The organism is Nocardia sp. NPDC049737 (assembly GCF_040674755.1).
Classification (GTDB): Bacteria; Actinomycetota; Actinomycetes; order Mycobacteriales; family Mycobacteriaceae; genus Nocardia.
This window is the reverse complement of the sequence record NZ_JBFANH010000050.1, coordinates 1-13312: the sequence shown is the minus strand read 5'-3', so window position 1 is coordinate 13312 and position 13312 is coordinate 1. Positions and strand designations below refer to the sequence as shown.

6 protein-coding genes are annotated in these 13312 nt (G+C 66.8%); 5 read left to right on the top strand and 1 reads right to left on the bottom strand.

Features of this window, described 5'->3' with window-relative positions:
• Positions 1-271 precede the first annotated feature (271 nt).
• From AB0J47_RS39120 to AB0J47_RS39110, 3 genes are all read left to right on the top strand, one after another.
• Complete coding sequence (locus AB0J47_RS39120) at positions 272-1021, top strand: hypothetical protein (protein WP_364358679.1); 750 nt, start codon at positions 272-274, stop codon at positions 1019-1021.
• Between the two features lie 434 nt (positions 1022-1455).
• A complete protein-coding gene (locus AB0J47_RS39115) occupies positions 1456-1839 on the top strand; it encodes a YciI family protein (RefSeq protein WP_364358676.1) in 384 nt (127 codons plus the stop codon).
• 32 nt (positions 1840-1871) lie between these two features.
• Positions 1872-3113 (top strand): RNA polymerase sigma factor, encoded by a 1242-nt coding sequence (locus AB0J47_RS39110; protein ID WP_364358673.1) that lies wholly within the window; start codon positions 1872-1874, stop codon positions 3111-3113.
• A gap of 43 nt (positions 3114-3156) precedes the next feature.
• Here the strand turns inward: AB0J47_RS39110 and AB0J47_RS39105 are convergent, their stop codons facing one another.
• On the bottom strand, positions 3157-3666 hold the full coding sequence (locus AB0J47_RS39105; RefSeq protein ID WP_364358670.1) for a CAP domain-containing protein: 510 nt from the start codon (positions 3664-3666) through the stop codon (positions 3157-3159).
• 1791 nt (positions 3667-5457) lie between these two features.
• Here AB0J47_RS39105 and AB0J47_RS39100 point away from each other — a divergent pair.
• Both AB0J47_RS39100 and AB0J47_RS39095 read left to right on the top strand, forming a co-directional pair.
• Positions 5458-11643 (top strand): type I polyketide synthase, encoded by a 6186-nt coding sequence (locus AB0J47_RS39100; RefSeq protein ID WP_364358667.1) that lies wholly within the window; start codon positions 5458-5460, stop codon positions 11641-11643.
• A 57-nt stretch (positions 11644-11700) separates the two neighbouring features.
• The coding region (locus tag AB0J47_RS39095) for a beta-ketoacyl synthase N-terminal-like domain-containing protein (protein ID WP_364358664.1) at positions 11701-13312 on the top strand (1612 nt) is incomplete at its 3' end.

The window sequence follows — 13312 nt, the reverse complement described above, 5'->3', positions numbered from 1 at the left end:
ATTGGTCGTTTCTGGGGCACCAGAACAGAGTCCGCACGATTGCGCCGAGATGCCCTGCAGGTCAGGGCATCCTGTAGTGCCGAATTTCAATTCAGCCCGAAATATCTGGCTCGATAGGCTGGCGGCCATGAATCGTCCGGACTCGAACTCTCCGCTGACCTACGAGGAAGCGCTGCGAATCGCGCGCGATCTGGCCCAGGATCCCGGCACTCTGGTCCCCTACACCCATCAGGGGCTCGAGAATGCCCGCTACGGGCGAGGTTTCGCCTTCTTGCAGACGCTGCGCGGCGAGATGGACGGCTATGTCCTGGTGACCACGACCGGTTACGGCAGCGGGGTACTGTCGGTGGACGGAAGCACCATCGACACGGTGATCGCCGAACACCTGGCTCGAGCCGATCATGCCAACAGACAAATCCCCGACAGTGAACTCTCGGTGGCGCACCGAGTGGCGCTCGATGCCTACGATGCCGGCCTCACGCGCATCGACGAGATACCCGGGCGCGCAGCGATCGACACCGAGACAGCCGACTACGCCGAGTTCGTTCTGCTGGTCCTGTGGCGCAACCGCAACCAGGAAGACTCCGGTCGTAAAATCCTCGCCCGCAACGATTTCCTGTTGCAAAGCCCAATCCCTGGGCGTCGATACACCCAGCCCTGCCCGCATTGCGAGCGGCCGACGATCTACCAGGAACGCTACCCCCGCGCGGTCTGCGATCCCTGCCGGGACCGCACTACCGACCGCGCCGGGCGCCGAGTGACCGGTTTCAACGCCAGTTTCAGTGGCGGAATGATCGCCTACTACACCGACACGCTCGAGCGCTCGGACAACTCTGGCTCCCAACAGGAAGAATGCGTCGAGGTCAGCCGAACCGGTGTGTGTTTTATCGACGCACACCCAGCGACCATGCAGGAGGTACGTCTCGGTGGGATCGTCGTCCAAATAGCATCCGCCCACGGAGACGGCTCAGGCCAACCGAACGGCGCCGTAAGCCGCTTACGTCGCGTTTTCCGCTGGTAGCGGTGACGGTAGGACATCGCACGAGTATTCAGCCGCCGACCAGTTGGCGCGCGACGAGCGCCGATCATCAACGATCCACCGAACCCGCAGGTCATGTCTTGGATGGCGGTGACCGCGCTCGACAACTGTTGTCGCACCGCCGTACCCCGAGCGCTGCCGGTCTCGCAGCGAGTCGCATTCGTGCTGCGGAACCGTGCTCGACGGTCAGCTGATGACCGACCACTGACGGCGAAGCCGAGATCGGTTTCGCCGATCGAGGGACGCGGCTGGGCTGGCGTCGATGCCGGACTTGGGAAGTGGTGTCTACTTGCCGCGCAGAAATTTCTCGGTGTCGATGTCGAAACCGCGGCTTGCCGTTCGACGTAGGGGTGAGTCAGGGTGGAGACGGTCCGCGAACGGTGGGTCGGCCCCGGCGACGGCTAAGGAGCAACAACATGCGAGTCATGATTCTGGGGAAGGCGACCGAGGACACCGAGCGTGGGGTTCCGCCCACCGCCGAGGAGTTCGCCGCGATGGAGGCATTTAATGAAGAGCTTGCCAAGGCCGGCGTGGTGCTGGCCGGTGACGGCCTGAAGCCGAGTTCGGCCGGCAAGCGGGTGGCTTTCGACGAGAAGGGTGGCTCGTCGGTGCTCGACGGGCCATTCGCCGAAACCAAGGAGCTGATCGCCGGCTACCAGATCTGGGAGGTGTCCTCGCTCGAGGAGGCGCTCGAGTGGGTCCGCCGCGCCCCGATCCGCAATGGTGTCGTCGAGGTGCGGCCGTTGTACACCGCCGAGGACTTCGGCGAGGCGTTGACGCCCGAGCTGAGCGAGGCGTGAGACGACCGGGCTTGTAGGGCCGAGGGTATCGGGTGACCAGTGCGACCCGGCGGACCGTGGAGGCGGTCTGGCGGATCGAGTCGGCGCGGTTGATCGCCTCCCTGGCGCGAATCGTGAACGACCTGGGCTTGGCCGAGGACTTGGCCCAGGATGCGCTGATCGCGGCGCTGGAGCAGTGGCCCGAGTCGGGCGTTCCGGACAAGCCGGGCGCCTGGCTGCTGGCTGTCGCCCGCCGTCGCGCGGTCGACACAGTCCGCCGCCAGGTGAATCTGGAGCGCAAGCTCGCACTGCTCGCCCGCGAGACGCCTGAGGGCGAGGATCCGATGGACGCGATCGAATTCGACAGGCAAGTCGACGATGATGTCCTGCGGTTGATGTTCACCGCGTGCCACCCGGCGCTCGGCCGCGACGCCCGGGTGGCGCTCACGCTCAAGACGGTGGCGGGACTGTCCACCGACGAGATAGCCCACGCCTTCCTGATCCCGCCCACCACGCTCGGTCAGCGGATTTCGCGGGCGAAGAAGACGTTGTCGAACGCGGAGGTCCGGTTCGAGGTTCCGGTCGGCGACGAGCTGACCGCACGGCTGGCCTCGGTGCTCGAGGTCGTCTACCTCGTCTTCAACGAGGGATACGCCGCCACCAGCGGCGATTCCTGGATGCGTGCAGAGCTGTGTGCGGAGGCCATGCGGCTCGGTCGGATGCTCGCCGCGCTCGCACCCGACGAACCGGAGCCGCACGCACTGGTGGCGCTGATGGAGTTCCAGGCGTCGCGGCTGCGGGCCCGAACCGACGCCGGCGGCCGACCGGTGCCGCTGGACCGTCAGGACCGGACCCGCTGGGACCGGTTGCTCATCACCCACGCCGAGGGTGCGCTGCGGCGGGCCGAACACCTCGGCGGACGCGGGTCCTACGTGTTGCAGGCCTCGATCGCCGCCTGCCACGCCCGCGCGATGAGCGCCGCCGTTACCGACTGGCACCGCATCGCCGAGCTCTATCACGAACTCAGCGCACTCACCGGCTCGCCGGTGGTCGAGCTGAACCGGGCCGTCGCGGTGTCGATGGCCGATGGACCCACAGCCGCGCTGGCCATCGTCGATGAGCTGTCCGCCCTCACCGCGCTGCGCGGCTACCACCTGCTGTCTGCCGTCCGGGGTGATCTGCTGCTCAAGCTCGAACGTCGCGACGAGGCACGCTCGGAGTTCGAACGGGCCGCGGCGATGACCGGCAACCAAGCCGAGCGGACGCTGCTGCTCGACCGGGCCGCGTCCTGCTGAATCGGCCGTGATGACGGATGGAATCGTAGAAAGGCCCGGGAAGTCAGCTGCAGGAGACGAATTGCTGGACGAAGATGCCCGCGGGGTCGCTGGTGTCGAAGCCGGGGCGGGCGGCGCCGGCACGGACACCTACACCGAGCTTGGTGACGTTGCGGTCGAGGATGTTGGCCTTGTGGGTGGGGCTGTTCATCCACCAGGTGAGGGCTGCTCGGGCGGTGGTCAAGGTGTTCGAGCCCCAGCCTGCGTAAGTGTTCTCCGACCAGCGGTTCACGTCGGGGGCATCGCCCTCGTAGTAGGTGCAGGGGTTGTAGGACTTCACGCGGCGCTGGATCTGGGTGTCCACCGGCACACCGGCGAGGTCGGGATCGTCGTGAGAGTTCGCCCCGTCGGTCCACCATTGACGTCCCTCGGCGTGGCGGGCGAAATCCGCTGCGCTGTTTCGTAAGTCGTCGCTCCATTTCAGTTCGGGGACACCGGCATTGGCGCGTTCGATGTTGGTGAGGCAGAAGACGGCGCGCTCGATCTTGTCGAACTGGTCGTTGAGGGCGAACATGGCGCCGAGGCCATTGTTGGGGTACTTGTTCGCGAAGTACTGGTAGCCGTGTACAGGGTCGTCGGCGCGTCACGGCACAGCCCGAGCCTTTCATCTCCACCAGCCATCGGCCAGGGTGTGACGCCGCGCCAGGTTCGGCAGCGCGAGGCACACCATGTTGAGCGAGCCTTGGCTGGTATACGGATATTTCGGCCCGGTATGGCGGATGTTTCGATACATACAACGCCATAGCATCCGGTATGGAGGCCGAAGCTCGATACGCCACGGGCCGAAACCCCTGCACCCGCACTGAATCCCGCCAGAGCTTTGGGGCCGCATGATCACAACTCCGCCCACTGGTTCGAAACCGTCCGGCCATACCGCGGGCCGTTCGGCTTGGAAAGTCCGAAGGCGCGGCCCGGCGCGCGGGGGTGGGATCCGGCAGACCCCCGTGCACAAGACGTGGGCCCTTCCGTGACGCCGTCTCGATCGTGATCCGGCCCGCTCCGAGTGGAATTGCCCATCACCACGCTTCAGCCGTCGAATTCGATGAACGGTCGGCATCCTGTCGGTGCACCCGCGCGCCGTCATCGGTTGGTTCGCGAAAGTCTATCGAATTCGCGCCGGGGCCAGAAATAGGTATGTCGTATAGGTTTCAGGGGTGCTGCCTCGAAAACTGTGTGAATGGTCTTGCCGGTACGCTGCTAGGTTGCTGCGATAGCTAAATGGAATTGCAGATTCGGAATGACGGAAGATCGGTTCGGTCATCGCACGGTTACAATTCCAAAGTATTGTGTTTTGTTCGTAAATATCACGTACATCGGTAGAAGCCGTTCGCTCTGCGGCATTAGATTCGACCATCCAGGCGCTGGGTCCAGACGTTCATGCGCTCCGCGGAAACGGCTGGACGCAATGGGTGGAAAGAAGGAGGTGGATCTCGATTCGATGGGTAATGCATAGTGGCATGGACGTGTTGGGCGGATCGCTGATTTCTACGTGACCGAGTGAGGCTTCGGCGCGCATTTGTAGAGCGACGGTTGGCGGTGATACCGCATTTGCATCGACGTCGCTGATGTCCGGTATGGAACGCGATGCTGTTTCCAGCGTGACTGCGACGAGTTTTCGGCCTGCCCAACGGCCGTCTGGCCGCCGAATATAGCCGATCGAAGAAATGTCAGCAAAAGATCGCCCATCGGTTGCGGGAACCTAACCATGTTGCCCGTGTGAAGAGCGAGATCTGGCATGTATGGATCCCAGCGTCTATTCCCAATGTTGGGAACGCCTGATACTCGGGACATATCGCGGTGCGTGGCCGATTTCTGCTGAATGAGGCTTCGAATTAACGGCCATTGATTGACCGGAGCGGCGATGTCAAAAGGGTATGAACGGTGGCAGTCGGCGACATTGTTGTGAGTCGGCTGGCGTCGGGAGTGTGTGAGAGGTATGTCGATGAGGGACATAGCGATGGCGGCACTGTGTGCCGGAAAAAAGCAAACGTCCAGTTCGTGTCGATCGGCCTCGGCGAACGTTCGCACGTCATGGAGCGGCCGGGAATTGGTGCCCGCATGCTCGGACGGGGACCGGTACCGCAGGTGGTCTGCGGGCGGATCCGTCGCTTCGCCCCCGCCCAACGTTGCCGAGGGCAGTCACGACGGCTGGATTCAGCCGTAACGCCACCGGCCGTCTGCCGCCGATTCGCCGAATCACCGCTGCGCCACTCGAAGCTCGAGGACGGCGTCGGTATCCCCTGTCCGATAGCGCCGGAATTCTTCCGGCGTCTTCGGCAACCCCGATCTACCCCTGGATGTGAACGTGGACACGAACACTGGTGACTCGTCCGACCGGATGTTGGAGTACCTCAAAAAGGTCACCGTGGAGCTCATGTCGAGTCGCGACGAGCTCACCCGACTGCGGGAGCAGAGCGTCGAGCCCATTGCGATCGTGGGCATGAGCTGCCGGTATCCGGGCGGTGTGGAGTCGCCGGAGCAACTGTGGGATCTGGTCGCCTCCGGCTCGGACGCGATCGGGGAATTCCCGGCCGACCGGGGCTGGGATGTGGCGGGATTGTTCGATCCCGATCCGGACCGGTTCGGGAAGGTGTATACGCGCGAGGGCGGTTTTCTTTCCGGCGCCGGTGATTTCGATGCGGGGTTTTTCGGCATCGGCCCGCGTGAGGCGGCGGCGATGGATCCGCAGCAGCGGTTGTTTCTGGAGGCCTCGTGGGAAGCCCTGGAAGACGCCGGTATCGACCCGACCTCGCTGCGAGGCAGCGACACCGGCGTGATCGCCGGAGTGATGTACACCGACTACGAGCACACGGCCAAGGCCGCCGGCCCGGCAGCGGAGGGGCACGCGGGCACCGGATCGGTGAGCAGTGTGGTGTCGGGGCGAGTGGCCTACACGCTGGGGCTGGAAGGTGCGGCGCTGACGGTCGACACGGCATGCTCGTCGTCGCTGGTGGCGATCCATCTGGCCGCCCAGGCACTGCGCCGCCGGGAGACGTCCCTGGTGCTGGCCGGCGGTGTGACCGTGATGTCGACACCGTCGCTGTTCGTGGAGTTTTCGCGGCAACGGGGCTTGTCGCGTGATGGGCGGTGCAAGTCGTTCTCGGCCGGCGCGGACGGGGTGGGCTGGTCCGAGGGCGTGGGCGTGCTGGTGCTGGAACGGTTGTCGGACGCGCGGCGATCCGGGCACGAAATTCTGGCCGTCATTCGAGGATCGGCGGTGAATCAGGATGGTGCGAGCAATGGTTTGACCGCGCCGAACGGTCCGTCGCAGGAGCGGGTGATCGCGTCCGCGCTGGCAGCTGCCGGACTCGAGCCGGCGGATGTGGATGTGGTGGAGGCGCACGGGACGGGAACGCCGCTGGGTGATCCGATCGAGTCACAGGCGTTGATCTCCGCATACGGACAGCGGCGCGGCGCGCCATTGCGGCTCGGGTCGCTGAAGTCGAATATCGGGCATTCGCAAGCGGCCGCGGGCGTGGGCGGGGTGATCAAGGTCGTGCAGGCGTTGCGGCACGGAATGCTGCCCAGGACGCTGCACGTGGGTGAGCCGTCGCCGCATGTGGATTGGTCGGCGGGATCGGTGCGATTGCTTACCGAGGCGGAGCCCTGGCTCGCGGGTGAGCGGGTGCGGCGGGCCGGGGTGTCCTCGTTCGGGATCAGCGGCACCAACGCTCATTTGATCGTGGAGGAAGCGCCCGCGTCCGTCCCTTCGCCGGTCGAGGAGACCGCCGCGACCCCCGCTGCCGCGGCGGATGTGCTGCCGTTGCTGGTATCGGCCAAGTCCGATGCGGCACTGCGCGCCCAGGCGGATCGGTTGCGGCAGTGGCTGCTCGACAATCCAGATGCGGACCTGTGGAGTGTGGCGTCGTCGCTGATCGAGAACAGGACGCAATGGGACCGGCGCGCCGTGGTGGTGGGTCGCGATCGCGGACAGCTGGCGTCGGAGTTGGCGGACCTGGCGTCGGGGTCCTCGGCGGCCGGTGCGTCTGTCGCGGGTGGGACGGCATTTCTGTTCACGGGGCAGGGAACTCAGCGGGTGGGGATGGGGGCGGAGCTCTATGCGGCCTTCCCGGTTTTCGCGACGGCGTTGGACGAGGTCTGCGCGGAGTTCGATCCGCATCTCGGCGGGTCGTTGCGGGAGGTGATGTTCTCCGGCAGCGCTGCGACACGGCCGCCGGGGGTCGGCGCAGCCGATGTCGCACTGGATCGGACGGAGTGGACGCAGCCCGCGTTGTTCGCGTTCGAGGTGGCGTTGTTCCGGTTGATCGGGAGTTTCGGTGTGACCGCGGATGTGCTGGCCGGACATTCGATCGGCGAGCTGACGGCCGCCTACGTCGCGGGGGTGTGGTCGCTGGCGGACGCGTGTGCGCTGGTGGCGGCGCGGGGCCGCTTGATGGGTGCGTTGCCGGCGGGCGGCGCGATGCTCGCGGCCGCCCTGACCGAAAAGGAAGCGCTCGAACTCGTTGCGGTACACGGTGATCGGTTATCGGTCGCGGCTGTGAACGGCCCTTCGTCGGTGGTGCTGTCCGGCGCTGCCGGCCTCGTCGAAGCGGCGGAGCGCGAGCTGTCCGACGCGGGCGTGCGGACATCGCGATTGCGGGTCGGTCACGCGTTCCATTCGGCGTTGATGGAGCCGATGCTCGACGAATTCCGTTCCGTGGCAGCGGGTCTGACATATCGATCGCCGACCGTTCCGGTGGTGTCGAACATCTCCGGCGGTGTCGCCGGTGCCGAGGTGACCGATCCGGAGTACTGGGTGCAGCAGGTACGCGGCTGCGTGCGATTCGCGCCCGGCGTCGATGCTCTCGTCGCGGCCGGGGTGCGGCGATTCGTGGAGGTGGGCCCGGATGCGGTGCTGGCATCCATGACTCGCCAGTGCCTGGCCGAATATCCGGAGGTCGAGGCGGGGGCGATGGTTGCCGCCGGGGCGCGGCGTTCGGTCGACGAAGTGACGCAGTGCGTGACGATGCTGGGGCAGCTGCACGCCTGCGGCGCCGAGGTGGATTGGCAGCCGATCTTCGCGGGCCGTCCGCTGCACCGGGTGTCGTTGCCCACGTACGCATTTCAGCGTCAGCGGTTCTGGTTGGAGCCGTTCGCCGCCGATGCCTCCGCGGTGTCGTCGGATCATCCGATCCTGACCGGCGTCGTCTTCGTTGCGGGCAGGGACGAATGGCTGTTCACCGGACGGATGTCGTTGCGGACCCACCCGTGGCTCGCCGATCACGCGGTCTTCGGCTCGGTGTTGCTGCCCGGGACCGGATTCGTGGAACTGGCGTTGACCGCCGGCACTCGGCTCGGCGCCGAGGTCGTCGAGGAACTGCTGCTGGAAGCGCCGCTGCTGGTGCCGGACGACACCGCGGTCGATATTCAGCTCGGTGTCGAGCCCGCCGATGGCGCGGGCAGGCGTCGGTTCGCCGTGCACTCCAGGGTGTCCGGTCAGCATTCCGACGGCGCGGAGTGGGTCGCGCACGCGACAGGGGTGCTGGCGCCCGTGGCCGGCGCGGCGAACGCGGTGTGGGACGGACGGGTGTGGCCGCCCGCGGGCGCCGAACCGGTGGACTCGGCGCGGCTGTACGAGCGGTTGGCGGACATGGGTTTCGGGTACGGCCCGGCATTCCGGGGTGTGCGCGCCGCGTGGATGCGCGGTGCCGAGGTGTTCGCTGAGCTGTCGTTGCCCGAGAACGCGGACGCGCGGCGGTTCCGGGTGCACCCGGCCTTGCTGGACGCCGCTTTCCACACCGCGATCGACCGTCTCGCCGATACCGGCGACGGCCGGGTGCCCTTGCCGTTCTCGTTCGCCGGAGTGCGCGTCTACCGGGAGGAAGCCACGGCCCTGCGGGTGCGTGTCACCCGCACCGACGACACCATCCGAGTAGATGCCGCCGACACGCACGGTCTACCCGTAGTAGCCGTCGACACCCTCGTCGCGCGCCCCGTCGATGCCCGCACCCTGCGCCGTGATCGCGCAACCTCGCACCCGCTCTACACCCTCCGGTGGACTCCGGCATCCACCTCGATCTCCGTGAATCGTTGTGCTGTAGCGGTATTGGGCTCCACGACGATGCCGGGCGCCGAGGCACACACGGATCTGGACGCTCTGCTCGCAATGCCGTCCGTACCCGAGATCGTCGTCTGGCACTGTGACGACGTCCCCGCGACGGGTGATGCCGCCCAGGTGGCCAGGCTGCGGGTATATGCGGCGCTGACGATGTTCCGGGACTGGATCGCCGACGAACGATCCGAGAAATCCACGCTGGTCGTCGTGACCCGCAACGCCGCGGAAATACCGGGCGAATTGTGTGATCCCGCGGCAGCGGCGGTATCCGGTCTGATCGCGTGTGCGCAGTCGGAACATCCCGGCCGGGTCGTCCAGATCGACCACGACGACGCCACCGCGGTGACATCCGGCACGGTGGTGCGAGCCGCGGATCTCGGTGAGCCGCAGGTGGCAGCGCGTGACAACACGCTCCTGGTACCCAGGCTGATACGGGCCGCCGCGCCGGATGCGGCACCGGTCTCGTTCGGCGGCGGGACGGTTCTGATCACCGGTGGCACCGGAGGTCTGGGTGCGCTGACGGCGCGACATCTGGTTGCGGCACATGGCGTTCGGAGCCTGCTGCTGGTTTCCCGGCGGGGACCGGATGCCCCGGGCGCCGCGGATCTGGTCGGCGATCTCGAGGCCGCGGGTGCGCAGGTCCGGGTGGCCGCCTGCGACGTCGCCGACCGAGATGCGCTGCGAGATCTGCTGCGGACCATCCCGGAGCAACACCCGCTGACCGCCGTGATCCACACCGCCGGCGTACTCGACGACGGCACCGTCGAGACGCTGACCACCGCGCAGATCGACCGCGTCATGCGGCCGAAAGTCGATGCGGCACTGCATCTGCACGAACTCACCCGGGATCACGACCTGTCGGCGTTCGTGCTGTTTTCCTCCGCCGCCCCGCTACTCGGTGGTCAGGGCCAGGGCAACTACGCGGCCGCGAACCGTTTCCTCGACGCACTCGCGCATCGTCGTCGCGAAACAGGCCTGCCCGCGCACTCGCTGGCGTGGGGGCTGTGGACGCTCGGTATGGCAGGCGTGCTCGATCGGGAAGATACCGAGGACATAGCCCGCCGTATTCGCACCCGGCTCGGGCTGCTACCCATCACCCCCGAGCCGGGATTGGCGATGTTCGACAAGGCGCTGGCCACCGGCCACTCGCTGCTGATGACCGCGTCGCTCGATAGGGACGCGCTCGCATCGCTCGCTCGCTCCGGCGTGCTGCCGCCGGTGCTGCGCGAGATCGTGCGCGCACCCGTGGCAGCGCAGCCCGGCAGCGAACGCGGCTCGCTGGTACAGCGTTTGGAGATGCTGCCTGAGGACGATCACTACGAGGTCATCCTCCAGGAGATACGCTCGCTGGCCGCCGTCGTCCTCGGACACAAGTCGGCCGCCGCGGTGGCCGCGGATGTGCCGTTCGCCGAACTCGGATTCGACTCGTTGGGCGGCGTCGAATTCCGTAACAGGCTCGCCGCCATCACGGGTCTGTCTCTGCCGTCGACGCTGGTGTTCGAGCATCCGACCGCCGCCGCGGTCGCGCAGCTGCTGCGGTCGCGGATGGGGGCCGTCGAGGTTCGGCACGAGCCGCCGCCCGCCGCATCGGGAGTACGTGGCCGGTTGACGGAGCTGGTGATGGCGGCGCATCGGCGCGGGGACGCGACCGAGGCGATGCCGCTGTTGATCGAAAGTGCCAGACTGAGCGTCGCTTTCGATGAGCCGGCCGCCGCGAATGGCCCCTCGGGGCCCATGCTGCTGTCGCGCGCCGGCGCCGGACCCAACCTGATCTGCATCCCGTCGTTCCTGGTCGGCAACGGACCGCACCAGTTCGGCCGCTTGGCGCGCGAACTCGGCGCCGAATTCGGTGTGTCCGCGTTGCGACTGCCGGGGACCCGAGTCGGTGAACCGATGCCGCCGACCTGGGACGCGCTGCTCGACCACCTTGCCGTTGTCACCGAAAACGCCACGGGCGAGCATCCGTTCGTACTCGTCGGCTACTCGATCGGCGGAGCGGTTGCGCACGCGCTCGCCGAACGGCTCGACGAGCGTGGTCGTGGCCCGGTCGGTGTCGCGATGCTCGACACCTATTCGCCGGATGGTGAAGACCTCATCGGCACCGTTTTCGCCGGCGCGCTCGGCCTGGTGCTCGATCGCGGTCACGAACTGATCGATATCGACGACCACGCACTGGTCGCCATGGGCAATTATGTGCGGATCTTCGGCGAGCGCGGCACGCGGTCCATTGCCGCGCCCACGCTGAATCTGCGAGCCACTGTCGGGCTACCGGGCCTCGATATTGCTGCGCCGGTGCCGGATTGGCAGCACCGCGGCGACACGATCCACATATCCGCCGACCACTTCTCCCTCATCGAAGACGCGGCACCGGCTGCGGCAGAGGGGATTCGGCGATGGCTCCACTCGATTGCGAGCGACGTCGTGGGCAACCGATGAACCGCGTGATCGCGAAAAACACATGCTTGGAATCGAATAAGGCGAGATAGAGGAATCATGGTCGACGCGAATGAGATCGCCATTGTCGGAATGTCGTGCCGGATGCCCGGCGCTTCCGATCTCGAGAGCTTCTGGCGGTTGTTGCGCGATGGGCGCGAGGCTATCGGCTCCGCTCCCGCAGACCGCCCGCGAATCGAGGAGAAGGCCGGATTCCTGGCTTCGGCATCGGAATTCGACGCCGACTTCTTCGGGGTGGCGCCGAATGAGGCGCGTGCGATCGATCCGCAGCAGCTGCTCGGTCTCGAGCTGAGCTGGGAGGCGCTCGAAGACGCGGGCTACCGCGATCGCGACGGTGCCCGCGCGGGAGTGTTCCTGGGCAGCACCGGAACCGATTTCGCCGAAATCGAGGCGTCGAGGGGTAAGTCCGGCGTCGGCAGGCATTCGTTGTCGGGCGTCGGGCGCGGCGTCGCCGCCAACCGGATTTCGAATTACTACGGGTTCACCGGTCCGAGCATCGTGGTGGACAGCGGGCAGTCCTCGTCGCTGGTCGCGGTGCACCTGGCGTGTGAATCGTTGCGCGGCGGCGAGTGTGATGTGGCCTTGGCGGGCGGGCTGAATCTCATCCTGTCGCCGCTGGGTGGTGAGCGCTACGAGCAGTTCGGCGCGCACTCACCGTCGGGACGGTGCTATACCTTCGATGAACGTGCGGACGGCACGGTTCGCGGCGAAGGCGGCGGCATCGTCGTACTCAAGCCGCTGGCGCGCGCGGTCGCCGATGGTGACCGGATCTACGCGGTGATCCGCGGCAGTGCTATCAACAGCGGCAATGAGCGTCAAGTGCTGAGCGCGCCCAGTGTGTCCGCGCAGACCGCGGTGATCAGGGCCGCGCTGGCGGCCGCCGATGTGGAACCCGCGTCGGTGGATTATGTGGAGCTGCACGGAACCGGTACACCCGCGGGCGATCCGGTGGAAGCGCGGGCCCTCGGCGAGATCTATGGCGCCGGGCGGTCCGGGAGCGCACCGCTGGCTGTCGGTTCGGTCAAGACGAATATCGGGCATCTGGAGGGTGCCGCCGGGATCGCCGGCCTGATCAAGACCGTGCTGAGCCTGCGGCATCGGGAACTGGCGCCCAGCTTGAACTTTCACACCGCCAATCCGCAGATTCCACTCGAAGCGCTGCGATTGCGGGTGCAGACCGCGACGGAGCACTGGCCGGGCGCGGCACAGCGCCGGGCGGGCGTGTCGTCGTTCGGAATGGGTGGCACGAACGCACATGTGATTCTGGAGGAGGCGCCGGCGCCGGTCGCGGGTGATGCGGGTGTGGCCGCCGCCGACTGCCCGGTGACCTGGGTGTTGTCCGGGCAGAGCCCGGAAGCGTTGCGGCAGCAGGCTGTTCGATTGCAGGAGTGGCTGGCCGGACATCCGGCCGGTGATGCCGCCGATGTGGCGTATTCGCTCATCCATTCGCGCACGGCGTTGGACTGGCGGGGCGCGGTGATCGGACACGACGCCGACGCGATGGGTGTCGCGCTGGCCGCACTGGCCGATCCGGCGGCGCAGACCTCGGAAGAGGCTGCCGTGGTGTCGGGTCGTGTGGTGCCGCGTCGGGTGGCGTTTGTTTTTCCGGGGCAGGGGAGTCAGTGGGTGGGGATGGGTGCGGGGTTGTTGG